The organism is Companilactobacillus nantensis DSM 16982, from assembly GCF_001435815.1.
Taxonomy (GTDB): domain Bacteria; phylum Bacillota; class Bacilli; order Lactobacillales; family Lactobacillaceae; genus Companilactobacillus; species Companilactobacillus nantensis.
Window position 1 is genome coordinate 1 of record NZ_AZFV01000033.1, and the last position, 24,857, is coordinate 24,857.

At 36.2% G+C, this 24,857-nt stretch carries 23 protein-coding genes; 18 read left to right on the top strand and 5 right to left on the bottom strand.

The genetic code is table 11. From position 1 onward, the window contains the following. Window positions 1-26: 26 nt before the first annotated feature. From FD31_RS11730 to FD31_RS11740, 3 genes are all read right to left on the bottom strand, one after another. The gene (locus tag FD31_RS11730) at window positions 27-929 is read right to left on the bottom strand and encodes a peptidylprolyl isomerase PrsA (RefSeq protein ID WP_057892973.1); all 903 of its coding nucleotides are present in this window, start codon (window positions 927-929) and stop codon (window positions 27-29) included. A gap of 109 nt (window positions 930-1,038) precedes the next feature. Further along, a complete protein-coding gene (locus tag FD31_RS11735; RefSeq protein ID WP_057892974.1) occupies window positions 1,039-1,329 on the bottom strand; it encodes a hypothetical protein in 291 nt (96 codons plus the stop codon). Between the two features lies 1 nt (window position 1,330). Continuing rightward, window positions 1,331-1,759, bottom strand: coding sequence for an HIT family protein (locus tag FD31_RS11740; protein WP_057892975.1), 429 nt, complete (start codon window positions 1,757-1,759; stop codon window positions 1,331-1,333). Window positions 1,760-1,848: 89 nt separating this feature from the next. Between FD31_RS11740 and FD31_RS11745 the strand changes: the two genes are divergently transcribed. The 3 genes from FD31_RS11745 to trmB are packed head-to-tail and all read left to right on the top strand — an operon-like array spanning window position 1,849 to window position 4,466. Continuing rightward, window positions 1,849-2,583, top strand: coding sequence for an ABC transporter ATP-binding protein (locus FD31_RS11745; protein ID WP_057892976.1), 735 nt, complete (start codon window positions 1,849-1,851; stop codon window positions 2,581-2,583). Further along, window positions 2,583-3,800: an ABC transporter permease gene (locus FD31_RS11750; RefSeq protein ID WP_057892977.1), complete on the top strand. Its 1,218-nt coding sequence runs from the start codon at window positions 2,583-2,585 to the stop codon at window positions 3,798-3,800. The genes FD31_RS11745 and FD31_RS11750 overlap by 1 nt, the downstream gene beginning before the upstream one ends. Window positions 3,801-3,818: 18 nt before the next feature. Next, complete coding sequence (gene trmB / locus FD31_RS11755) at window positions 3,819-4,466, top strand: tRNA (guanosine(46)-N7)-methyltransferase TrmB (protein WP_057892978.1); 648 nt, start codon at window positions 3,819-3,821, stop codon at window positions 4,464-4,466. Between the two features lie 11 nt (window positions 4,467-4,477). On the opposite strand, the gene FD31_RS11760 is transcribed toward trmB, so the two are convergent. Further along, a complete protein-coding gene (locus FD31_RS11760) occupies window positions 4,478-4,792 on the bottom strand; it encodes a hypothetical protein (protein ID WP_057892979.1) in 315 nt (104 codons plus the stop codon). A gap of 124 nt (window positions 4,793-4,916) precedes the next feature. Here FD31_RS11760 and FD31_RS11765 point away from each other — a divergent pair, with 124 nt between their 5' ends. From FD31_RS11765 to FD31_RS11785, 5 genes are all read left to right on the top strand, one after another. After that, window positions 4,917-5,243, top strand: a complete 327-nt coding sequence (locus FD31_RS11765) for a thioredoxin family protein (RefSeq protein WP_057892980.1) — start codon at window positions 4,917-4,919, stop codon at window positions 5,241-5,243. 521 nt (window positions 5,244-5,764) lie between these two features. Beyond that, on the top strand, window positions 5,765-6,397 hold the full coding sequence (gene ytpR / locus FD31_RS11770) for a YtpR family tRNA-binding protein (protein WP_057892981.1): 633 nt from the start codon (window positions 5,765-5,767) through the stop codon (window positions 6,395-6,397). An 8-nt stretch (window positions 6,398-6,405) separates the two neighbouring features. Then, window positions 6,406-7,737, top strand: coding sequence for a UDP-N-acetylmuramate--L-alanine ligase (murC, locus tag FD31_RS11775; protein WP_057892982.1), 1,332 nt, complete (start codon window positions 6,406-6,408; stop codon window positions 7,735-7,737). Between the two features lie 246 nt (window positions 7,738-7,983). Next, on the top strand, window positions 7,984-8,886 hold the full coding sequence (locus FD31_RS11780) for a helix-turn-helix transcriptional regulator (RefSeq protein ID WP_057892983.1): 903 nt from the start codon (window positions 7,984-7,986) through the stop codon (window positions 8,884-8,886). Window positions 8,887-8,990: 104 nt separating this feature from the next. Further along, window positions 8,991-9,383 carry a hypothetical protein gene (locus tag FD31_RS11785; protein ID WP_057892984.1) on the top strand — a complete coding sequence of 131 codons (393 nt, stop codon included), beginning with the start codon at window positions 8,991-8,993 and terminating at the stop codon, window positions 9,381-9,383. 53 nt (window positions 9,384-9,436) lie between these two features. Here FD31_RS11785 and FD31_RS11790 read toward each other — a convergent pair whose 3' ends face one another. Further along, the gene (locus FD31_RS11790; RefSeq protein ID WP_057892985.1) at window positions 9,437-10,627 is read right to left on the bottom strand and encodes a hypothetical protein; all 1,191 of its coding nucleotides are present in this window, start codon (window positions 10,625-10,627) and stop codon (window positions 9,437-9,439) included. A gap of 197 nt (window positions 10,628-10,824) precedes the next feature. On the opposite strand from FD31_RS11790, the gene FD31_RS11795 reads away from it, so the two are divergent. The 10 genes from FD31_RS11795 to thrS all read left to right on the top strand — a co-directional run bounded on the left by FD31_RS11795 (window position 10,825) and on the right by thrS (window position 24,812). Next, complete coding sequence (locus FD31_RS11795) at window positions 10,825-12,024, top strand: metal-dependent hydrolase family protein (RefSeq protein WP_057892986.1); 1,200 nt, start codon at window positions 10,825-10,827, stop codon at window positions 12,022-12,024. Window positions 12,025-12,036: 12 nt separating this feature from the next. After that, window positions 12,037-13,275 (top strand): metal-dependent hydrolase family protein, encoded by a 1,239-nt coding sequence (locus FD31_RS11800; protein WP_057892987.1) that lies wholly within the window; start codon window positions 12,037-12,039, stop codon window positions 13,273-13,275. A gap of 121 nt (window positions 13,276-13,396) precedes the next feature. Beyond that, window positions 13,397-14,797, top strand: coding sequence for an MFS transporter (locus FD31_RS11805; protein ID WP_057892988.1), 1,401 nt, complete (start codon window positions 13,397-13,399; stop codon window positions 14,795-14,797). A gap of 877 nt (window positions 14,798-15,674) precedes the next feature. Continuing rightward, on the top strand, window positions 15,675-18,332 hold the full coding sequence (polA, locus tag FD31_RS11810; RefSeq protein ID WP_057892989.1) for a DNA polymerase I: 2,658 nt from the start codon (window positions 15,675-15,677) through the stop codon (window positions 18,330-18,332). Window positions 18,333-18,341: 9 nt separating this feature from the next. Next, complete coding sequence (gene mutM / locus FD31_RS11815; RefSeq protein ID WP_057892990.1) at window positions 18,342-19,169, top strand: DNA-formamidopyrimidine glycosylase; 828 nt, start codon at window positions 18,342-18,344, stop codon at window positions 19,167-19,169. Then, window positions 19,166-19,759, top strand: coding sequence for a dephospho-CoA kinase (gene coaE, locus FD31_RS11820; protein ID WP_057892991.1), 594 nt, complete (start codon window positions 19,166-19,168; stop codon window positions 19,757-19,759). Before mutM ends, coaE begins: the two co-directional genes overlap by 4 nt. 21 nt (window positions 19,760-19,780) lie before the next feature. Further along, a complete protein-coding gene (gene nrdR, locus FD31_RS11825) occupies window positions 19,781-20,254 on the top strand; it encodes a transcriptional regulator NrdR (protein WP_057892992.1) in 474 nt (157 codons plus the stop codon). A gap of 11 nt (window positions 20,255-20,265) precedes the next feature. Further along, window positions 20,266-21,639, top strand: coding sequence for a DnaD domain protein (locus tag FD31_RS11830; RefSeq protein WP_057892993.1), 1,374 nt, complete (start codon window positions 20,266-20,268; stop codon window positions 21,637-21,639). A gap of 2 nt (window positions 21,640-21,641) precedes the next feature. Then, window positions 21,642-22,550: a primosomal protein DnaI gene (gene dnaI, locus FD31_RS11835; protein ID WP_057892994.1), complete on the top strand. Its 909-nt coding sequence runs from the start codon at window positions 21,642-21,644 to the stop codon at window positions 22,548-22,550. A 297-nt stretch (window positions 22,551-22,847) separates the two neighbouring features. Then, window positions 22,848-24,812, top strand: a complete 1,965-nt coding sequence (gene thrS / locus FD31_RS11840) for a threonine--tRNA ligase (RefSeq protein ID WP_057892995.1) — start codon at window positions 22,848-22,850, stop codon at window positions 24,810-24,812. Window positions 24,813-24,857: the final 45 nt, after the last annotated feature.

Here is a 24,857-nt window from a genome sequence, read left to right on the forward strand (position 1 = left end):
AAAAGTTACCTCCTACTCGATTTAAATTACTTCTTTGTTGAAGATGATGATGAAACGTAACCTGAAAGAACATCCTTCAAGTCGCTATCCTTGATAGAAACATCAGCCTTCTTCAAGACTTTAGAAACAACCTTTTGCATAACTGTTGAATCTTGCATCCATGAAGCATAAAGCTTAGATTTAAGTTCGGCTGTGTGATCACTCATCTTACCCTTAGCAGGTTTCTTAACAAGTTGGATAACACTGTAACCGTAGCTTGTCTTAACAGGTGTATCTGTGTAGTCGCCAACTTTGTTTAGCTTGTATGCAGCTGTCTTGAAGTCAGTGTCGATACTTGTACTGTCGTTATCAAAGGCAGCCATCTTACCACCCTTGTTCTTTGTAGCTGAATCAGTTGAATATTCTTTAGCTAACTTAGCAAAGTCTTCACCGTTTTGAAGTTTTGTAATAACTTCTTTAGCAGTATCTTCTTTACTTACAAGAATTTGTGCAACTTGGATCTTAGGTTGGTAACTCTTCCATTCCTTCTTAAGATCTGCATTTGTAACTGTCTTGTTCTTCTTCAAAGCAACCTTTGTAAGAAGGTTAGTACGGATATTCTTCTTGAATTGGGCAGTTGTCATACCGTTTTGTTGAAGAATAGAGCTGAATGATGAACCATATTGGCTCTTGTACTTGTTGTATTCACTATTAACTTGTTTTGTGGATACATCTTTACCATATTGGTCTTCGAGGGCCTTTGTGATAATCATTGTTTGAAGTGTTTGCTTACCTGATGAAGAACTCTTCATTTCTTTGTAGTATTCTTCTTGGGTAATTCTTCCACCCTTAAGTGTAGCAACAGTCTTGTTACCTGAACAACCAGCAACAACTGTTATCATAAATAGACCAGCAATAGCTAAAATCCATTTAGTTAAACGTTTATTCATCTTTACACATCCTTAATTAATATGTCTACAATTGAAAAGACTACCATAAAATATCGTGAATAGTTTATCATTTTAAGAAAAAATCACAAAAAATTCATATTTGGCACTGTTATTTTTGGAAGCTATCAAGGTTTTCTTGCATTTCTTTAATAGAGCTTTGAAGTTTTTCAACATCTGGCTTGATACTTGCTGAATAATCACTGATGTCTTTTTGAAGACCAGACATAACTTCTGGAACCACAGTCGAATTTTTTTGTAGATCGGCTAATATATCTTTAAAATCTTTTATATTCTGAAATAACTTGGTATCATTGATACTAGGTGTGACATCTTTTGATTGAAATAGTTGTAGGGCAGCCCCTGAAATTGTTCCAATCATGAATCCAGCAAAAAATTTCATCTTAATCCTCCAAGTTTTGTTTGATCTTGTCGGCACGTGCTTGCAATTCTTCGTTACTTACTAGACCGGTGTTGTCTCCCCAGTGCATTGAGAAATCATCGTCTTTTGAATAGCGAGGTACTAGGTGGATGTGTGAGTGCATAACACTTTGATAAGCAATCTCACCATTATTTTGGCAGATATTCATACCGATAATGTCAGGATTTGAAGCTTTAATAGCACGGGCAATCATTGGAACCTTTTTGAAGACACGTTCAGCTAAATCCTCGTCATAGGCGAAGATATCCTTAACGTGTTTCTTAGGTACGACGAGTGTGTGACCAGGTGTTACTTGGGAAATATCAAAGAATGCTTTGATATCATCATCCTCGTAGATTGTTGTACTAGGAATTTCGTTGTTAATTATTTTGCAAAAGATGCAATCATCCATAGAAAAATCTCCTTTCAAAAAACAGCATTATATTTACTATAATGCTATCATAATAACATTATTAAAAACAGATATAGGTGGTTTAAACCATGACTTTAGAAGTAAAAGAACTGACCGGTGGATACGGTCAAGTATCAGTTTTAAAGAAAGAGACCTTTACGGTTGAAAGTGGACAAGTTGTTGGTTTGATTGGTCTAAATGGGGCCGGTAAGTCAACGACGATTAAACACATTATTGGATTACTGACGCCACGTGGTGGTCAAATTTTGATTGATGGTATTAGTTTGCACGATGATGTGGAAAAGTATCGTAAGAAGATTGCTTATGTACCTGAAATGCCAATCCTTTATCCAGAACTAACATTAAAGGAACACATTGACTTAACAATTATGGCTTACGATTTGGATCATGATAAAACTTGGGCCAATGCCAATGAATTGTTGAAGACATTCCGACTTGATAATAAGTTAGATTGGTTCCCACAAAACTTTTCTAAGGGTATGAAACAAAAGGTGATGATTGTCTGTGCATTCATGACCGATGCCAGTTTGTTCATTATTGATGAACCATTCACTGGGCTTGATCCATTGGCTGTAAATGATTTATTAAATATTGTTGAAGCTAAGAAAAAAGCAGGGTGTTCAGTTTTGATGTCAACTCACGTTTTAGCTACTGTTCAAAACCATGCTGATAAATTTGTTTTGATCAATCATGGTCAAGTACGTGCTGATGGAACACTCGACCAATTGAAAGCCAAATTTGACATGCAACCAGACGCTAATCTTGATGATATTTATATCAAGATGTCAAACGAGGACCTCTAATGTTAAAGCTTTGGAATGAACGATTAAGAAGACATCAACTTAATCAATTCAAATATCTCAGATTGATTTTTAATGACAACTTTGTTTTAGCTTTTATCGTTTTAATTGGAGCGTTAGGCTTTTGGTACTCTAACTTATTAGGTACGATTCATCATACTTTAGTATTTGGAAAACCAATCGTAATCATCTTGCTATTTTTAGCTGTGCAAGTCGGTGGAATTGCTACTTTACTAGAAGAACCTGACAGTACGTTCTTATTAGTTAAGGAGAAAGAATTTTATAAATATTTCCGAGCAGCTAAGAATTACAGTAGTTTTATGCCAGTTGTGACATTAGCATTAGTCAATTTTTTGTTGTCAGCTTTTGCTTCACGTGGGGCTGGTCTAAAAATAATTGATATCATAGCGATTGCAATCGGACTGATTGTTTACAAATTGGCTTTTTTGAACGTTAATTTGATGGAAATTTATGATCGAGCTCATTTTGGCAGTATCAGTATGCGTTTAGCATCAAATATCTTATTATTAGTAGCGTTGGCAATTTCAACTTATTTCTTTAGTTGGACGATGTTGATTGTAGCTGTCGTTTATTACTTTTATTTGAATGCACAAGTACGGACATTGGAAACAAGTGGTCAGTTACAATGGAAATTAGCGATTGAAACAGAAGATCAAAGAATGTTTCGTATTAAACGTTTCTACAATCTATTTACTGATGTGCCAGGTGTAAATAGTAAAATTAGACGTCGCAAATGGTTAGATGGCTTATTGACGCCAATTAAACCTGTATCAAGCAATACTTATTTGTATTTGTTTGCGCGTGGTTTTGTCAGAAATAATGAATATATCGGTTTGTTCTTGCGTTTAACGATTATTCAGGCTATCATGCTAGCTTTGATTGATAACTTCTACATTTCATTAATTGTTGAGATGCTCTTTATCTATTTAGTTGGTTTCCAATTGAAACCTTACTTTAAAGAAGTTATGCAAAATTTGATGCAACGGCTTTATCCAATCAGCGGAAAAACTAAAATTGCTGATTTTACAAAATTAAGTACGACTATCTTGTCAATCCAATGGATTATTAGTGCATTGGCAATTTTATATAAATTTGGTTTAAGTATGAATAGTTTGATTATTATCGTAGCTGGTTTAGCTGTCTTAATCTTTGTCAACTATTTCTACATGCCAAGACAATTGAAAAAATATCTAGATTAATGGAGAGAATTAATATTTATGCGATTAAGAAACAAACCTTGGGCTAAAGAAATGATCAACGATAACCTTGATCTGATTGCCATCCAACCAGAAAACATGCAAGGCAAATGGCAAGACCGTTTTGCTAAGAAACAACCTTTATTTATCGAAGTTGGTTCTGGTAAGGGTAGATTCATTACTGAATTAGCCAAACAAAATCCCCAAAACAACTACATTGCGATGGAAGTTCAAGAAGGGGCCATTGCTTTGGTATTAAAAAAGCAAGTTGAGTTAAAATTACCCAACTTGCAATTGTTGTTAGCTAATGGTGCTGATTTGTCAGAATACTTTGCCGAGAGCGAAGTTGACGGCGTATATTTGAACTTTTCTGATCCATGGCCAAAGACTCGTCATGAAAAACGTCGTTTGACATACAAATCATTCTTGAAGCAATATCAATACATCTTAAAAGATGATGGTTATTTGCAATTCAAGACGGATAACCAAGGCCTGTTCGAATACTCATTGATCAGTATGAACAATTATGGAATGAAGTTTGATGAAATTTCTTTAGATCTTCACAACAATGAAGGACTAAATTTGAATAACATCGAAACTGAGTACGAAGAAAAGTTCTCAAAAAAAGGCTTCAGGATTAATTACCTGAAAGCCCAATTTAAAAATTAATTTTCGTTTGCTTACTGTACTTTTTTAATGTTGAGTAGTTCACCGGTCATAGCATCAGCGATGAAGTGGTATTGGGCAACGTCTAATTCGTCCATTGTGGTTACACCACCAACGATTCCCCAAGTTGCACGGCCATTTACATCAACACGTTGATAAAATGGTTCAACCCATGAACCGATAACTTTGCTATCTTCGCCCAAAACGGACTTAACTTTGTTAATAATTTTCTCGCTATCTAGATGGTGTTTTACTAAGACTGTAGCAGCTGCAGATGCGGCTAGAACAGTACCAGCAACGATTAAAGAACCGATACCTTTTTTACTCATAAAAATCACTCCTTGATTTCGATTTATTGATATATTACCACTATTATATATCAATCTAATACTCAAGAGCACTTAATTGACCGTTTAACAAATAAAAAGTATCTTATTGGAGAGGTGAACAAATATGAAAACATTTGAAGACTATGGCGTAAAAGACTGGCACGAAGTAACTAAAGAGGGAAAACACATCCTATTTTTCCATGCCGACTGGTGCCCAGACTGCAAATTTATCGAACCCAAGTTACCAGAACTTGAAAAAGAGTATTCTGACTTTAACTGGATCAGTTTCAACCGTGATGATAACATGGAAATTGCTCAAGAATTAGGAATTATGGGAATTCCTAGCTTTGTTATTATTGAAAATGGCAAAGAAATTGGTAGACTAGTAAATAAAGATCGAAAAACTAAAGAAGAAGTTGAGACCTTTATTAACAGCGTAGTTAATGCTTAATACTTATATATGATTATAATGCCGCCTCCGGGAGTAAGAAATTTAGGCTGCTGTGGGGACTGGCTGGAGCCAAGGTCTCCAGCCTCGATTTTGAACTTCGCAAAGTACGCGAATTTCAAAACTCGTCCCGTATTGTAATGGCTAAAGCCATTACAATACTTTCACTGCTGCCTAATTTCTTACTCCCGGAGGCTAGTGTGTTCGTTGCTTCTAGTTAAATTATATTTTATAAATAAGATTTTTAGTTAAATTGAGACTGGGAAGTCTTTAGTTTAAAATTAACTAGTCGGAAGAGTGAAGAAAGATTAACAGGCAGTGAAAGTGGCGTTAGTGCTTTAGCACTTACACCACCGGGCGTGTTTGGAGACTTGCGGTTTTTGCAAGGCTTCAAACCGAGGTCTGAGACCTTGGCTCAGACCGGTCCGCACAGCCAGTTAATCTTTCTTCACTCTGGAGACGGCTTATATGAAATAGTATTAAGCTCTAATTAACAAATAATTCAATCAAGTGAGGGAAAAAACTTGCTATTAAGCTTTTATAATCCAGATGTTTTAGGGGACGTCTTGATTGTCGAGACAGCGGAAGATGTTGCGGCACAAGATACAACTCAAAAAGATAACGTAGTACGTATTTTTAACACAGAAACTAATGATGCCATTGGTTTTAACTTTTTTGGACTTGGTGAAGAACTAGGTATCCAAAACGAATCCGGTCAAGTATTTCTTGATGACAAGCAAGTAGACATTTTGAATAGTGCCATTGCTAAAACAGGTTTTTCTGATAAATTAGAGACTGATAATAGTCCTAAGTTCGTTATTGGACATGTCGCTGAAATGAAAGCACATCCTGATTCAGATCATTTGCATATTACTCAAACTGAAGTTGGATTGGATAAACCAGTTCAAATCGTTTGTGGTGCGCCAAACATTGAACAAGGTCAATTAGTTGTTGTTGCCTTGCCCGGTGCTGTAATGCCTACTGGAGCCGAAATTTGGCCAGGTGCTTTACGTGGTGTCGACAGTTACGGTATGATTTGTTCAGCTAGAGAATTAGGTATTCCTAATGCACCACAAAAGCGTGGTATCCTTGTATTAGACCAAGGTACAGCTGGCCAAGCATTTGATTTTGAAGCAGCAAAGAATTTGTTCGATTAGGAGTTATTATGGAAAATACAGTCTATCATTTTGTTGGAATTAAAGGTACTGGGATGAGTGCCTTAGCACTTATTTTGAAAGACCTCGGATATGAAGTTCAAGGATCAGATATTGATAAATATACATTTACTCAACGTGGTCTTGAACAAGCAGGCATTAAAATCTTACCTTTCGATGAAAATAACATTCACGAAGGTTTGACTATCGTTAAAGGAAACGCTTTTAGTGATGACCAAGTAGAAATTAAAAAAGCTAATGATATGCATTTATCAGTTATTACATATCCTGAACTAGTTGGTAAGTTGGTTAATGATTACACATCAATCGGTATCGCTGGTTCACATGGTAAGACAAGTACAACTGGTCTTTTGGCACACACATTGAGTGGAATTGCTAAGACTTCATACTTGATCGGTGACGGTACTGGTAAAGGTATCAAAGATGCTAAGTTCTTTGTTTTTGAAGCTGATGAATATCGTCGTCACTTCTTAGCTTACTCACCAGATTACTTAATTATTACTAATATCGACTTTGATCACCCAGATTATTTCTTCGGTGGAATCAACGATGTTGTTGATGCATTTGAATCAGAAGCTAGAAAGACGAAGAAGGGTATCTTCATCTGGGGTGAAGATAAACATGCTAAGTCAATCAAAGCTGATGCACCAATTTATACATATGGTTTGGATGAATCAGATTATGTTCGTGCTACAAATATCAAACGTACTGTTAAGGGTTCATCATTTGATGTTTCAATTAATGGCGAAAATATTGGTAATTTCCAAGTTCCATTGTTCGGTGAACACAACGTTCTTAACTCACTAGCTGTTATCGGTGTTGGTCACATGGAAAAACTCGACCATGCCTTGATTAACCGCGAATTGCAAACATTCAGTGGGGTTAAGAGACGTTTCAGTGAAAAGAAAGTGGCTGACCAAGTTATCATTGATGACTATGCTCACCATCCACAAGAAATCAAAGCTACAATTGATGCTGCTAGACAAAAATATCCTGACAAAAAGATTGTTGCTGTCTTCCAACCACATACTTATACAAGAACTTTAGCCTTGATGGACGATTTTGCTAAATCACTTGATTTGGCCGATGAAGTTTACTTAACTAATATCTTTGGTTCAATTCGTGAAGCTCACGGTGATATTACAAGTAAAGATCTTGGCGACAAGATTCATAAGGGTGGTAAAGTTCTAACTCTTGACGACCTATCACCATTATTGGATTATCACGATACAGTGATGATTTTCATGGGTGCTGGGGATGTTCAAAAGTATGAAACTGCTTATGAACAATTGTTAAGTACTTTAAATCCTAATCAACAATAATTTGAATAACGAGAGTGGAACAAACCATGGTCAGCTTTCGAGCATTAAGGCAAATAAGAGCGTAATCCGATTTTGGATTACGCTCTTATTTGGTTTAAGCGGAAAAAGCTATGGTTTGTTGCACGTTTATGCTGCATATTTAAAAATAATAGTAGTTTTGTCCTAAATTCATGTTTTTTTGCTTTTGAATAGTAGATTATTGTTATGATGAGTTTAAATACTATAAATGCAAACAGGTGGGTTCTCTTGAAATCTGAGAAATTAGTAAATATGATTTATATTTTATTAGATAATGATCGGATGTCAGCTGAAAAGTTATCAAAACGTTTGGATGTATCAGTTCGTACAATTTATCGTTATGTTGATACACTTAGTGCTTCCGGAATTCCAATATATGTTTCCAAGGGGAGAAATGGTGGCATATCATTACTTCCAGAATTTAAAATTAGTAAAGCTTTAGTTAATGAGGATGAACAAATCAATATTCTGACTTCTTTAAGGAATATGCGCGACTTAGATGTTGAAAATGATCAAACTTTAGATAAGTTGTCAGCAATTTTCCAGAAAAATCCAGTAGAATGGTTAAAGATTGATCCCACAATTTGGAGTAAAAGTAATACTCAAAAAATAATACTTTCACAACTTAGAAAAGCTATTCTTGACAAAGAGTTTATTAGTTTTCAATATTTAAATTCAAAAAATGAGTTTTCAAATCGTGAGATATATCCTTTTCAGGTCGTTTTTAAAAAGAATGCATGGTATGTTGAAGGATATTCACTTGAAAGACAGTCAGTTAGACTTTTTAAGTTAACAAGATTGAGTAATCTGAATATCGAAAGTAACAAACATTTGGAAGTTAAAGGTAAACCTTGGTTGACTGCTAAGAAGCAACAAGCAGATTCTGTACAACAAATTCAAGTTGATTTGGTTTTTACTGAGAATTTAAAGTATCGTGTATTTGAAGAATTTCCTCAAGAGGATATTTCACAAATAAAAACAGGAGAATATGAAGTTATTACGAATTTAAATGAAGGTGAATGGCTGATAACGTATTTTTTGTCGTTTGGTAAAGGCCTAAAAGTCATAGGTCCTAAAGCATTGAGAGATAAAATGCGTACAGAAGTTGAAAAAATTTTGATTAATTATTAAATGTTGACATATATTGTCAGACTTTAATTTGTATTATATGTTCATCAAGTAGCAGGAATGCTTTATCTTGATTAATTAATAATAAATGAAAGCTGGTAATATTCATGGAAAACTATCCATCAGGTTACAATAAATATTCAGTATACTTTTTAAATTTGATGATGAAGGGGATTAAAGATGATGTTGATGCAGATTCTTTTTGGGATGCAATTTCTGATAATGCTACGTTTACGTTCCATTATCATTTTCCGGATTTCCCCCGCCAAATGACTAAATCAGAATATAAGACATGGTTTAAAAGTTACAGTGCCCCAGAAACTGGAGCCGATTTCTTAAATATATATAAAGATTCAACAGCTGGTATTACGACATTAGTAATGGAATATTCCGTTCATTATGATCAATATCCAGATATGAATTTCCTTTCTATTGCAAAAATTAAAAATAAACAAGTTATTCAATGGGATGATTACTTGGATACTTCAAACATCAAATAGATTTAATTATATTCACGAAGTAATATCTTTTTTTTAAAAGCTAGTTATGTTCGTTACAAAAGTTTTAAAAAGACTGATGCGATAATAACTGATGCCACAGAAACGGTCGCAAAACCACCGACTAACATTTTAGGTAGAATAGATTCAGTTAAAAAGGCATTTTCGTCTTCACTTTGAGCGACTGTTTGGCAGATTTCAGTTGTTAAAATAAAATCCGCTGGAAAGCCAAAAAGGGCTGTCAAAGAACAGGCAAACGCCATTTCACGACTCATTCCAAATGGTTTTGCCAAAATAAAGGAAGCAACGAACATTCCCAAGATGCCAAGTAAAATTAAGACAATGATTTGTACGATGATATGTCCGATAATGGCCGGCGTTGTCAAACTCAATTGTGCAAAGATATAAGCTAGCAGTCCATACATTAACCAATTAAAGACTTTGGCCTTATCTAGTGCATTTGTTTCAATAAAACCTAACTGATGGGCAATTACACCAAGAATTAGACAGATGACATTGGCGTTGATGGCGCCATTGACTAAACTAGCCAACCAATTGCCGAGTAAGGCAATGATTGCTACACGAGTGATGATAAAGACTGGTGTTTGAAATTGAGTAGGAAGTTTCAAAATTGGTTTATCAACTGTTTCAGAACGATTATGTTTTTTAATTATTTGGGCGACCTCAGATTTGGGGTCGTCTTTTTCGTTGTTGTATTGAACTGATAATCGCTTACCTTCTTTACGTAGTAATAGTGCAGTTAAAGGATAACCAATCATTGAGTGCATGATAAACATGGAAACTGGCAAGGCGACAAGGGTTGTAATACCAGCAGCTTTTAAACCGTTGGTCATTAATAATGCAGCCACGATTCCACCGGTCAGTGGAGGGACAGCAGCAACGACTGTTTTCCAGTTAAAGAAAAGTGAGCCGATGGAAAGAGTGAAAATTAGTGTCCCAGTGACACCTAAGAGGGCAATACAAACGGCCTTCCATTGATGACCCAATTCTTTTAGATCCATTAAACTTCCCATTTGCACGAGGAGCATTGACATAGCAACACTGACAAATTGGGGTGAGTAGGATGCCTGAGTGACAATATTTTTAGGCAATATGGTCCAAAAGCCAATTGCAAAGAGGACTGCGGTGATAAAAATCGAAGGTACGAATGCTTTAGTCGCAGCAGAGGCCCACTCGCCAATCAATATGAAAATCATGACAGTTGTGAACGATAGTAGATATGTCATATTTTTGACCTCCTGAAAATTAATTTGAAAAAGTTTTTAGTTACAGCGCAAATTTTGCGTGTATTTAATAAATATGGCAATAAAAAAAGCGTTTATTAGACAAAAAGTATAATTATATCAAAAATAATTTGTACATTTTGACTTTAAAACTATTTCAATTTAAGCTTAATTTAAATTTTATTTAGGAGGATTTTATCGTGGAAACTCTTTACAAAAATTTTAATTTGTTTGATGGCAAACAACCACAGATTCAAAAAGATGCTTGGTTCATTGTTGATGATGAATCTGGAGAAATTGTTAAGCTAGGTTTCAAGGAAGCTCCTGATGTTGCACAAGTAGTAAATTTAAAAAATAAATTTGTGATGCCTGGTTTAATAAATTCACATGTTCATTTGATGATGAATGCTATTACTAATAAATTGAATTATTTATCTGAAGCAGAAGTTACCTTTACCGCCCTAAATAATTTAAAGGAAGCTCTCCAAGCCGGTGTTACTTATGTACGTGACTGTGGATGTGCTTTTGACGTTGATATCAAGTTGCGTCGTTTACAAGAAGAAGGTCAATTAGGTGGAACTGAAATTGTGCCATCAGGGCGACCAATGTCAATTACTGGAGGACATGCTGATTTCACTGAAGGCATTGATGGGGAAACAACGTGGGGCAATATTGTTGATTCACCAGATGAAATGCGTCATGCCGTGCGTCGTGAATTTAAATTAGGTGCTAAAAATATCAAAATCATGGTTACTGGTGGGGTAATGTCAGCGACGGATAAAATTGATGATACTGAACTATCAATGCCTGAATTAGAGACGGTTGTTGAAGAGGCACATAACAAGCACATGACCGTAGCAGCGCATGCCGAAGGTGCAAAAGGAATTCATGATGCTATTGTTGCTGGTGTTGATTCAATCGAACACGGATGTTTGATTACTGATGACGATATAGAGTTGATCAAACAAAAAGATATTTATTTGACACCAACTGTTATCGCCACATATTCAATTCCAGCCTATGGTGAAGGTAAATTGCCGGATTATATGATTGAAAAAGCCAAAGGGTTTAAAGAACAATTTTATGCTCGGATGAAGGTTGCCATTCCAGCTGGTGTGAAATTATCTTTTGGGACTGATGCCGGAACGCCATTTAACAGATTTAGCGATATTCCGAAAGAATTAGAATTATTAACTGATGTTGGCGCTACAAATGAAGAAGCCTTATTATCAGCCACTAAGAATAGTTCTCATCTCTTAGGAATTGATGATAAGTATGGTTCTTTGGAGACTGGGAAGATAGCTGATTTCTTAGTTTTAGATGATGATCCAATCGTTGATATTAAGGCAGTTCAACAAGTTGACAAAGCAGTTTATAAAAAAGGTATCAAGGTATTTTAAAGGGGAAAACTAATGACAAAAACATTTACTAATCTCAACTTATTCAATGGAATTGACGATAAAGTTATTAAAAATAGTTATCTAACTGTTGATGATAGTGGTCGAATTATTGCTATTGGGACAGGTATTCCAGATGATGGCAATCAAAAGATTGATTTGAATAACAAATACGTGATGCCAGGGATGATTAATGTTCACACGCATATCATGATGGATCCAATTATCAATAAATTTAATTATGCATCGGAAGCAGAAGTTACTTTTGAAGCACTGAACAATTTACAAAAACTTCTCCAAGCAGGAGTTACTTATGTCAGAGACTGCGGATGTGCCTTTGATGTCGATATCAAATTACGTAAGTTGCAAGAAGAAGGACAGCTCAAAGGGACCGAAATTTTGCCATCAGGCCGTCCTATGACAATGACTGGTGGACATGCTGATTTTGTTGAGGGACTCGATGGTGAGACGACTTGGGGTCATATTACAGATTCAGATGATGCAATGCGTCATGCTGTCCGTCAAAACTTTAAACGTGGTGCTAAAAATATCAAAGTTATGGTTACTGGTGGCGTTATGTCACCGACTGATCAAGTTGATGATGTCGAATTGACCGAATCAGAAATTCGAACCGCAGTTGAAGAATCACACAGCAAGCACATGACAGTCGCTGCTCACGCTCAAGGAAATCGTGGTATTCAATTTGCTCTCGATGCGGGAGTAGATTCAATCGAACACGGAATTTACCTCGATGAAAATCAAGCAGATTTTATGAAGAATCATGATGTTTACTTAGTTCCAACTTTGAGTGCGTGTGTTAATATTGAAAAGTTTGCCAAAAATAAGGTGCCAGATTATATGTACTTGAAAAACCAAGCAGTGAAAACTGATCTCTTTAAGAACGCTACTATGGCTGCCTCAAAAGGTGTCAAAATTGTCGTCGGGACAGATGCAGGTACACCATTCAATAGTTTTGCGACGGGCACGGCTGACGAAGTAGTGCTACTTACTGAATTAGGATTAACACCTTATCAAGCTTTACTGGGAACTAATATTTATGCGGCAGAATTATTAAATATTGATGATCAATATGGAAGTATTGATGTTAACAAGTTTGCTGATTTCTTAGTCCTAGATGATAATCCATTGACTGATATCAATTCTGTTAAACAAATTGATAAGCAGGTTTATAAAAAAGGTGAACTAGTAGTTGGACAAACTGATAATGTTGTTGAAACAGCCAGTTTAGTCTAAGTAAAGTTTTTATATTTCTCCTAGAAATAAATTTTTGAAAATAGTAAAGTAGTAGGTAAGAGTTAGGCTATGACAGAGCAGATTGTCATGGCCTTTTTGTATGAAGAGAGGTTAATGAATCTTGGATAATTCAGTATCAACACGTGTCAAATTGTCAATTTTGGCTGTTGGATTGTTGTCTTTTACAGGTATTCTGATTGAAACGTCAATGAACGTCACTTTTCCGACTTTAGTTAGAACGTTAAACGTTAGTTTGGGGACGGTTCAGTGGTTAACAACAGGTTATTTGTTACTGACAACAATTGTTATGAGTACGACTGCTTATTTGTTGAAAAAATTTGATCCATTGAAAATATTTATTTTCGCAACCATTTGTTGTTTCATTGGTTCATTAATTTGTTTGATGGCACCAGATTTTCCCGTTTTAATGGGTGGACGTTTATTACAGGCTATCTCAACAGGTTTATCAACACCCTTGATGTTTAATTTGATTTTTGAGGAAATTCCTTCATCAAAATTGGGCTTGTATACTGGCTTAGCGGGAATCGTGATTTCGCTAGCACCAGCTTTGGGACCAACTTATGGTGGTGTCATTAATGGTATTTGGACTTGGCGAGAAATTTTTGTCGGCGTTTTGCCATTAATTATTCTATTATTTGTTATCGGTATATTCACCATTCATGGAACCGCTCGTGGAACGAAAGGTATTACGTTTGATTACTTGAGTGTAGTTGGTTTGGCAATTATCTTTTCTGTCATTCTTTTTACTTTTGATCAAGCAGGACGTTACGGTTGGACTTCCAGTCAATTTTTACTTTGGGTGTTAGGTTCAATCGTAATTATCGGATTGTTTGCTTGGTATAATCACCACAGTAATCGTCAATTGATTGATTTTTCAATTTTAAAAATACCTGTATTGAGATTAAGATTATTCGGTTATTTTAGTTTGCAGTTTATCAATATTGGTTTATCGTTTGTTTTACCAATCTTTGCACAAACAGTTTTGAAACTAGATTCAGCACAAGCAGGTTTAATGTTATTACCGGGTTCATTGTTAGGGGCTGCCGTTGGTCCAATTGCTGGTTATATGTATGATAAACGTGGTGCTTGGATGCCATTGTTAATTAGTGGCCTATTGATCACTGCCGGTTCAGGGTTGTTTTGGCTCCAAAGTGAAAGTTTAACCATGTCAGGTATTATTTGGATTTATATATTAGTTAGAATTGGGTTCAGTATGGGCTTTGGGGTTTCCTTATCTGATGGTAGTGTTCAAGTTAAAGGTTCAAAGAAATCCGATCAAAACTCACTTTACAGTATGATGCAACAGTATGCAGGGTCACTTGGAACAAATGTTTTGTCAGTTGTTATTTCGGCAGTAGCTTTGACGAGTGGTACGAAGAATAATGTCTTGAATACCATTGCAGGTGCCAAAATTGATTTTGCTATTTTAACCGTTTTGTCATTACTAGTATTGGCATCGATTGTTTATATTTATTTCAGATATGAAAAACAAAATAATTAATTAGGAAGTCTTGATTTGGGTTCTTTCTTAAATTTGGTTAGAGCCGCCTCTGGGTGCAAGAAATGTTGGCGCTGTGGGGACCGGTTCGAGCCAGAATGCGGTCTCGAACCTCGATTTTGAACTTCGTAAAGAACGCGAATTTCAAAACTCGTCCCGTGGTGTAAGAGCTAAAGCTCTAACGCCACCTGCACTGCTGCCAACATTTCTTGCACCCAGAGGCTAGTGTATTAGTTGTTTTTAGTTGGACTTAAATGAAATCTAAGTCATTGTAAATTTAGAATAAAATTAAAAAAGGTAGATAAATTTCATTTTGCGCATTTGAATTTATCCACTTTTTTTATATTCGTTTCTATAACCAAAGTTGAGAAAGAACCTGATTTGTAACGAATCTGATTTTTTTAGTTCTTTAAAAGAATCTTCCCCGAGACTATGGCATTGACTTATTCTTTTTTTGTATGAAGTACGCGTGGTGCTAGTAAGTTTATTACAATTAATTTCAGGCTTGTCATACTTCAACCATTTCAAGAAATTTAGATTCATTTAAAGACCTTAGTCGGAAGAATCGAGAATAGTTACTGGCTGTGACAGTGGTGTTAGTGCGGGAGGTTTTCCCGTGCTTACAGCACCGGGCGTGTTTGGAGACTCGCTTGCGAGGCTTCAAACCGAGGTCTGAGACCTTGACTCAGACCGGTCCGCATAGCCAGTAGCTATTTCTCGATTCTGGAGACGGCATATTTAACGGGCAATAATGTGAAAATATGTTAACAGTGTGATTCATTCACAACTGGAGGCGGTAATTAACTCTTCACTAATCTGTCACAACCCTCGAGGATTTGTTAAAATAGAATTAGTTAATTTCGGTTTTATTGGAGAATATATGTCAAAAAATAAAAAATTACTTTTAATTGATGGAAATAGTGTGTCATTTCGAGCTTTCTTTGCTATGCACAATGTCTTAGACAAGTTTGTTACTGGCGAAGGAATCCACACAAATGCACTTTACGCATTCAACAACATGTTGGAACTTATTTTGAAGGATGAGCAACCAACTCATGCATTAGTCGCTTTTGATGCTGGTAAAACGACCTTTAGAACCAAGATGTTTGATGAATACAAGGGTACCCGTGCGAAGACTCCTCAAGAATTGATGGAACAATTGCCATTGATTCAAGAGATGTTGAACTATCGTGGTATCAAAACTTATGAGCTACCTGACTATGAAGCGGACGATATTATCGGCACAATGTCTCGTAAGGCTGAAGCTGATGGTATGGACGTGACGATTATTACCGGTGACAGGGATTTGACTCAGTTAACGACTGATAAAGTTACCGTTAAAGTTAATGTCAAAGGTGTGACAGAGACTGAAGCCTACACACCTGAACACGTTCAAGAAAAGTTAGGGATTACTCCTAAGCAAATTATTGATATGAAAGGATTAATGGGTGATACATCTGACCATTATCCTGGAGTTGAAAAAGTTGGTGAAAAGACTGCCATTAAGTTGATCAATGAGTATGGCAGTGTTGAAGGAATTTACGAACACGTTGATGAAATGAAGAAGAGTAAGCTCAAAGAACATTTGATTAACGATAAAGATCAAGCCTTTTTGAGTAAAAAATTGGCTACGATTAATTTAGAGGCGCCGGTTGAGTTGACATTGGGTGATCTTGAATATCGTGGTGACAATCAAGAAGAGTTAATTCAGTTTTATCAAAAAATGAATTTTAAAACTTTCTTGAATCGAATGGACGTTCCACAAGAAGATACTGCAGAAGCTTTAGCGGATATTAAAGTACAAGACCTAGATGCTGATGCAATTATTAAGATTGTTGCCAATACTAAACCGCAAACGCTGATTGTTGAAGGATTCGGTGAGAATTATCATTTGGCACCAATCATCGGTTTAATGATTTCTGATGGTGAAAATTATTATGGAACTGCCGATGTTTCAATCTTAGAAAATCCAAGTTTAAAGGCGTGGTTGGCTGACAAAACAAAGGAAAAATATCTCTTTGATAACAAGCGAACGATTGCGTTATTGCATCGTTATGGCTGTGAGATAGACGGTATTAGTTTTGATATGTTACTTGTGGCTTACTTGCTTGATACTAACGATAATAAGCAAGATATCGGTTTAGTTGCTAAGAATTACAATGTTAACTTACCATCTGAAGAAGAGTTTTACGGAAAAGGTGTTAAGAAGGCTGTTCCTGAAGATACTGCTATTTTATTGAACTTCTTAGCTCAAAAAGCTCAAGTTATTGCAACTTTAAAAGATAAAATGATGGCGGAATTGAAAGATAATGATCAAGATAGTCTCTATGATGAAATTGAGTTGCCATTATCAAATGTTTTAGCAAGCATGGAAATCAAGGGTATTACAGTTGAAGTTTCCAAACTAAAGGAAATGGAAAATACTTTTGCAACGCGTCTTGCCGAGATTGAAAAGAAAATTTATCAAGAAGCTGGTAAAGAATTTAATATTAATTCACCTAAGCAATTAGGCGTGGTTTTGTTTGAAGATTTGAAATTGCCAGTCGTGAAGAAGACAAAGACAGGATATTCAACATCAGTTGATGTTTTAGATAAATTGAAGGATAAGTCACCAGTTGTTCAAATGGTCTTAGACTACCGTCAAATTTCAAAGATTCAATCAACTTATGTAGTCGGTTTGCAAAAGTTTGTCCAACCTGATAATCGAATTCACACGATTTATTTACAAACGTTGACTCAAACAGGTCGATTATCATCAATTGAACCAAACTTGCAAAATATTCCGATTCGAATTGATGAAGGTAAGCAAATTCGGAAGGCTTTCGTGCCACAACACGAAGATTGGGAGATTTTCTCAGCCGATTATTCACAAGTTGAATTGCGTGTTTTAGCTCACATTTCGGGTGATGAACATATGCAAGAAGCCTTCAGGGAAGATTATGATATTCATGCTCATACAGCAATGCGGATCTTTGGTTTGAACAGTACTGATGAAGTTACACCAAACATGCGTCGTCAAGCTAAGGCTACTAACTTTGGAATTGTTTACGGAATTAGTGATTATGGTTTGTCACAAAATATCGGCATCAGTCGTAAACAAGCTGCAGCCTTTATCGAATCTTACTTTGAACAATATCCTGGTGTTAAGAAGTATATGGATGATATCGTTAAATATGCTCGTGAAAATGGCTATGTTGAAACAATTATGCATCGTCGTCGTTACTTGCCAGATATCCACTCAAGTAACTTTAATGTGAGAAACTTTGCCCAACGTACAGCTATGAATACGCCAATCCAAGGTAGTGCAGCTGATATTATTAAAGTGGCAATGATTAATATGCAAAAGATGTTGAAGAAAGAAAATCTTCAAGCTAATTTACTTTTACAAGTACATGATGAAATGATCTTTGAAGCACCAAAATCAGAAATTGAGACTTTAGAAAAATTAGTACCAAGCGTGATGGATTCAGCTGTCAAACTTGATGTACCTTTGAAGGTTGAAACAGCTCATGGTCAAACTTGGTATGAAGCAAAGTAGGTTGATAAAATGCCAGAGATGCCAGAAGTAGAAACAGTTAGACGTGGTTTGAACGCTCAAGTTAAGGGACGGAAAATCACTAATGTTGAAATTCGTTATCAAAATTTAATTACTGGGGATGTTGACCAGTTTAAAGAGTTTGTAACTGGAGCAACGATTACTGATGTCGGACGTCGTGCTAAATTTTTGTTGATTCATTTGGATAATGGCTATACAATTATTAGTCACCTTCGAATGGAAGGTCGCTATCGTATTTCAGCTGATCCAAGTGCAATTGATAAACATTCACATGCTATTTTTACGTTAGATAACGGACAAAAAATGATTTATAATGATGTTCGAAAATTTGGTCGAATGCAACTGTGGAATACGGATGATTTATCCGCAAACAAGTCGATTCAAAAGCTTGGTCCAGAACCTTTATCAGCTGAATTTACTTTCAGTAATTTGAAACCAAGAATTATGCGTCACCGTAAAGATATCAAGACTGTTTTACTGGATCAGTCAGTTATGAGTGGGCTTGGCAATATTTACGTTGATGAAGTTTTGTGGAAGGTAAAAGTTCATCCTGAAACTCCAGCCAATCATTTAACGGATACTGATGTTCAAAATATAATTGAAGTATCTAACCAAGAGATGGAAAAGGCAATTGCGTCCGGTGGTTCAACGATTCGCTCATATGTAGATGCGACGGGACATACTGGAAATATGCAAAATAGTCTTCAAGTTTATGGTAAGGAGGGGACACCTTGTCCACGTTGTGGAACTGACATTGTTAAAATCAAAGTCGGTGGACGAGGCACGCATTTTTGTCCTAAGTGTCAAGTAGTCAAATGAGTAAAATTTACGGATTAACTGGTGGGATTGCTGCTGGCAAATCGACTGTTTTAGCAATGTTTAAGGACCATGGGTTCATAATATTTGATGCGGATTCATTTGCTCGGGAAGTAGTTATTCCTAATTCAGTCGGGTTAAAGCAGATTGTTGCTCAATTTGGACAACAAGTTTTGAATGAAGATGGCACGTTGAACCGAGCTAAGCTAGGCTCAATTGTTTTCAGTGACCACAATGAACTGGCAAAACTGAATCATATTACACGGCCACTAATTAAAGAAAAAATTTTAGAGACAATTACGTTGATTAAAAGATCTACTAGTAAAACAATTGCCATTTTTGAAATTCAATTGTTATTTGAGGGTGGCTATGAAGATTACTTTGATGGTGTTATTAGTATCTATGAACGGCCAGAGGTTCAATTGGCTCGACTTATGAAACGTAATAATCTATCAGAAAAAGTTGCTTTAGAGCGAATCAATTCACAAATGTCGATGGACGAGAAGAAAAGTCGTGCTGACTTTGTGATTGATAATTCTGGTGATTTGCAGCAACTTGAACGAGAATTTAAAAAACTAATATCACAACTTTGATTCGGAAAAGAGGTTGGAATTTTGATTTGTCCACATTGTCATCATGATTCATCAAAAGTAATTGACAGTCGTCCCAGCGATGAAGGACGCGCCATTAGAAGACGTCGTGAGTGTGAGTACTGTGGTACTCGTTTCACAACATTTGAAAGATTAGAAAAATCACCACTATTGGTCATCAAGAAAAATGGTAACCGTGAGGAGTTCAGTCGTGAAAAATTGCTCCGAGGAATTGTTCGCGCTGCTGAAAAACGCCCAGTTACTATGGATCAGATGAATGATATCGTCGATAAAGTCGAAAATGAAATCAGAGCCAACGGTGAAAGTGAAGTTGGATCACAAGTTATCGGTGAACATGTCATGAAAATTTTAGCCAAGGTTGATGATGTTACATATATTCGCTTTGCTAGCGTTTATCGTGAATTCAAAGACATGAACAGTTTCATGCGAGAAGTTCAAGAAATGATGGCTAACGGCAACAAAATTGATAAGAAATAAGAGGTATGCCAGTGTCTACAAGTAATTTTGAATCAGAAAAGTTTACACCACTAGTAGGCTATTGGTGTTTGCCCAACGGTCATTTAAATGATGATGATCGCCATGTTTTGACAGATTTATATTTGCCCATTTTGGGAACAGAGGCTTTTAGCCTCTATTTGTTGTTGTGGGAAAAATTGCCCAATAAAGAGTTAGTTACGCAGCGAAAAAGTCACGCCGAATTGTTGAGTTTACTGGGCATTGATTTGAAACGTTTTTATGAAGCACGAATCAAGGCAGAAGCACTCGGATTAATTCGAACTTTTGAGAAAAAAGATGATCTTGGTCCATATTATGTTTATCAATTGTTTGAACCACTATCACCTGATGACTTTTTTAAAGATGACTTGATGAGTATCTTTTTGTATGAGCAGGTCAGTGATAGTAAATATCGTTTATTGGCTGATAAATATGCTCATTCAGATTTGATTTTGCAAGATTCTCAAGAAATAACCAAGGATTTCTTAGAAGTCTTTCAGTTGAGTAATAATGATTTGATCAATACACCAACTGAAGTAAAAAATGCTCAGAATAATTTTACGACAACAGCCAATGCCAAGAAACCGAGTTTAAATGCTAAGGAAGTGGCACCGTTAGATTGGGAATTAATTTCAGATCGAATCCAACAGTTGTATCATATCCATCCTGATAATTTGCTGGAAAATCAAGAACTGATTCTCAACTTACATGCTTTTTATGGTTTGGACGAAATGGTTTTAATCGACCTTATCGGAAAAACTTGCGATATTGTCAATAATAAAATTGATCCGAACCGTTTGAAAAAATCAGTTCAAGATCGATTTGAAAAGAATGCTAATATTTCAGTTAAAAAGCAGGCACCAACAGTTGAAGAAGCTCCCGATACCTCAGCAACGAACTTGAACCGTTCAGACCAATTGATTTTACAACAAGCTAAGTCAATGACCCCAGCCGACTTTTTAGCGGCTCAGAAACAAAAGAGTGGCGGTTTCGTAGGTACAGTTGAGTCCAGAGCATTGCGTGATATGGCAATGAAAACCTATTTGTCAGCTGGCGTTTTGAATATTATGGTGTATTATATCTTGCAAAATTCACCAACCTTAACGTCACCATTGATGGAAACGATGGCGAATGATTGGCAACAAAATAATGTCCAAACGCCTGAACAAGCTTTGAAACGAATTAATGAATTTCAAACTAAACCACGTAATCCGAAACGCCGTTATAATAACAATAAGAATCGGAAGGTGGAACAAGCTACTGACTGGAGTAAAGTTAAGGCTAAGGTTCCTAATCAACAAAACCAACAAACTAGTCATAGTGAAATGCAAGATCGCTTAAAACGACTAAGAAATAAGGATAATTAAGCATGGAAAATTTAGGAAATAGATTGGCAGAATATTTAAATTCGAAAAATTTGACGGAAGATTATCGCCGTCTTCTTAATGGTGCTTTGAAGGATCCTGATGTTCAAAGTTTCTTGAAAGAAAATAGTGATTCAATTAATCCCAATGCCATTTCTACAAGTGCTGCCAGTATTTATGAGTTTTACAACAATAAGAATCATGCTGGTGAGTTGTCACGTGGCTATTATCCAAAGCTGATCGTCAATAATCACAACATCGAAGTAGCTTATTATCCCAATGAAAGAACTCAAAATCGTGAAAAACGAAACCAATATGAATCAGGTTTTGTCTTAATGGATATGCCATCCGATATTCGGAGTGCTAAATTGGATGATTATAATGGCAATGGTCGTCAAGATGCATTAGGTAAGGCACTTGATTTCATTGACAATTATTTGAATCAAAAGGGCTTTGTACCAGGATTATACTTAGCTGGTGATTTTGGAGTCGGAAAAACTTATTTGTTAGGTGCGATTGCTAATGAATTGTTCAAGCATGACGTCCATACAACGATGATGCATTTTCCAACTTTTGCTGTAGAAATGAAAAATTCAATTGGTTCAAATAGCGTTTTGGCTAAAGTTAATAAAGTCAAGGGAGCTGAAATTTTGATGCTTGACGATATTGGAGCTGACTCAATGTCGAGTTGGATTCGTGATGAAGTCTTGGGTGTTATTTTGCAATATCGGATGCAAGAGAATTTACCAACGTTCTTTTCATCTAACTTTTCAATGCAAGAATTAGAGAAACACCTTGCTATCAACCAACGTGGTGAAGAGGAGCCAGTCAAAGCTAAGCGGATTATGGAACGAGTTAAATACTTATCACGTGAAGTTATTGTTACAGGTCAAAACAGAAGATTTGAAAAATAACTTGCAATCAATGAAAATAAATGTTTCAATAAAGCCATGAAAGATAACACTTCGGTTCTATTCAGGGAGGGTACGATTACTGAAAGCTTACCCATTACTGGAGTTACCACTTTCACATAAAACTGTATAATGGTCGGTTACTTTATAACCAAATGAGAGAAAACTGTTATTTGTTGTACAGTTTTAAAGTGGGTGGAACCGCGTAGAAATACGTCCCTGAAGTATGCACATATTTGAATATATGTATACTTCAGGGACGTATTTTTTTGTTATCAAATTTTAGGAGGAAAATAGTCAATGTCAAAAATCAAGTTAACATTCCCAGATGATTCAGTTAAGGAGTTTGACGAAGGCACTACAACCTTAGACGTTGCTAAGTCAATTAGCACATCCCTAGGTAAAAAAGCTGTTGCTGGTAAATTAAACGACACTTTGGTTGATCTTGAACGTCCAATCAAACAAGATGCTAAAATCGAAATCGTTACAGCTGAAGATTCAGAAGATGCACAAAAGGTTCTAAGAAACACTGCTGCTTTAGTATTCGCTGCCGCAGCAAAGAGTTTCAAAGAAGACCTTCACTTCGGTGAAAAACAAGCTAACGATGATGGTTTCTACGTTGATACTGATAGCAAATCAGGCCAAATCAGTGTTGATGAATTAAAAGAAATCACAGCTTTGATGAACAAGATTATCAAGAACAACGATAAGATCGAAAGATCAATGATGGATAAGAAGGACCTTGAAGCAATGTTCAAGGATGATCCTTACAAGTCATCATTAGTTGCTGCAATTGAATCAGTTCAAATTCCTGTATACACACTAGATGGATTTGTTGACTTCGGTTATGACGCCGTACTTACAAACCTTAAAGCTTTGAAACACTTTGAATTACTTTCAGTTGCTGGTGCTTATTGGCAAGGTAAGTCAAGTAACCCAATGTTACAAAGAATTTATGGTACAGCCTTCTATAAGGAAGATGGCCTAAAGGCTGATCTTAAACGCCGTGCTGAAATTAAGGAACGTGACCACAGAACAATTGGCCGTGACCTTGACTTATTCTTCGTTGACCCAGAAGTTGGTGCTGGACTTCCATACTGGATGCCAAATGGTGCTACAATCCGTCGTGTTATCGAAAGATATATCATTGATAAGGAAGTTGCTTGGGGTTACCAACACGTTTACACACCAATCCTTATGAACTTGAATGCTTACAAGACTTCAGGTCACTGGGAACACTACCGTGAAGACATGTTCCCACCAATGGACATGGGTGATGGCGAAATGCTTGAACTACGTCCTATGAACTGTCCTTCACATATCCAAATTTACAACCACCACAACCGTTCATACAGAGACTTGCCTCTACGTATCGCTGAACTTGGTATGATGCACAGATACGAAAAATCAGGTGCTTTGTCAGGACTACAACGTGTTCGTGAAATGACTCTAAATGATGGTCACACATTCGTTGCTCTTGACCAAATCCAAGAAGAATTCAAGCGTACACTACAATTGATGGTTGAAGTTTATAAAGACTTTGATATCAACGATTACACATTCCGTCTAAGTTATCGTGACCCTGCTAACACAGAGAAATATTTCGATGATGATGAAATGTGGAACAAGTCACAATCAATGCTTAAGGGTGCTATGGATGATCTTGGTCTTAAGTACTATGAAGCTGAAGGTGAAGCTGCTTTCTACGGTCCAAAGCTTGATGTTCAAACAAAGACAGCTCTTGGTAATGAAGAAACATTGTCAACTATCCAATTAGACTTCATGCAACCAGAGAAGTTCCAACTAACATACGTTGGTGCTGATGGACAAGATCACAGACCTGTTATGATTCACCGTGGTATTGTTTCAACTATGGAAAGATTTATCGCTTACCTAATTGAAATTTATAAGGGTGCATTCCCAACATGGTTGGCTCCTAAACAAGTTCGTATCATTCCTGTTAACCAAAAACTTCACTCAGACTACGCTAACGAAATTCTTTCAGAACTACGTGCTAAGAACATTCGTGCCGAAGTTGATGACCGTGATGAAAAGATGGGATACAAGATTCGTGATTCACAAACAATGAAGATTCCATACACAGTTGTTGTTGGTGATGATGAAACTAAGAACGCCACAGTTTCAGTTAGAAAATATGGTGAAGAAGATTCAGAATCAGAAAACGCTAAGATGTTTGTTGACAGTGTCGTTGCCGATATTGCTAACTACAGTCGTAAAGACGTTACTGATAAATCAGATAAATAATAAATCTGAAAGTTTATTAAGTAAAAGGGGCTGTGACAAAAGTCC

Coding starts and splice junctions, on each gene's coding strand:
- FD31_RS11730 (WP_057892973.1), bottom strand. CDS start 929: ATGAATAAACGTTTAACTAAATGGATTTTAGCTATTGCTGGTCTATTT.
- FD31_RS11735 (WP_057892974.1), bottom strand. CDS start 1,329: ATGAAATTTTTTGCTGGATTCATGATTGGAACAATTTCAGGGGCTGCC.
- FD31_RS11740 (WP_057892975.1), bottom strand. CDS start 1,759: ATGGATGATTGCATCTTTTGCAAAATAATTAACAACGAAATTCCTAGT.
- FD31_RS11745 (WP_057892976.1), top strand. CDS start 1,849: ATGACTTTAGAAGTAAAAGAACTGACCGGTGGATACGGTCAAGTATCA.
- FD31_RS11750 (WP_057892977.1), top strand. CDS start 2,583: ATGTTAAAGCTTTGGAATGAACGATTAAGAAGACATCAACTTAATCAA.
- trmB (WP_057892978.1), top strand. CDS start 3,819: ATGCGATTAAGAAACAAACCTTGGGCTAAAGAAATGATCAACGATAAC.
- FD31_RS11760 (WP_057892979.1), bottom strand. CDS start 4,792: ATGAGTAAAAAAGGTATCGGTTCTTTAATCGTTGCTGGTACTGTTCTA.
- FD31_RS11765 (WP_057892980.1), top strand. CDS start 4,917: ATGAAAACATTTGAAGACTATGGCGTAAAAGACTGGCACGAAGTAACT.
- murC (WP_057892982.1), top strand. CDS start 6,406: ATGGAAAATACAGTCTATCATTTTGTTGGAATTAAAGGTACTGGGATG.
- FD31_RS11785 (WP_057892984.1), top strand. CDS start 8,991: ATGGAAAACTATCCATCAGGTTACAATAAATATTCAGTATACTTTTTA.
- FD31_RS11790 (WP_057892985.1), bottom strand. CDS start 10,627: ATGACATATCTACTATCGTTCACAACTGTCATGATTTTCATATTGATT.
- FD31_RS11800 (WP_057892987.1), top strand. CDS start 12,037: ATGACAAAAACATTTACTAATCTCAACTTATTCAATGGAATTGACGAT.
- polA (WP_057892989.1), top strand. CDS start 15,675: ATGTCAAAAAATAAAAAATTACTTTTAATTGATGGAAATAGTGTGTCA.
- mutM (WP_057892990.1), top strand. CDS start 18,342: ATGCCAGAGATGCCAGAAGTAGAAACAGTTAGACGTGGTTTGAACGCT.
- coaE (WP_057892991.1), top strand. CDS start 19,166: ATGAGTAAAATTTACGGATTAACTGGTGGGATTGCTGCTGGCAAATCG.
- dnaI (WP_057892994.1), top strand. CDS start 21,642: ATGGAAAATTTAGGAAATAGATTGGCAGAATATTTAAATTCGAAAAAT.
- thrS (WP_057892995.1), top strand. CDS start 22,848: ATGTCAAAAATCAAGTTAACATTCCCAGATGATTCAGTTAAGGAGTTT.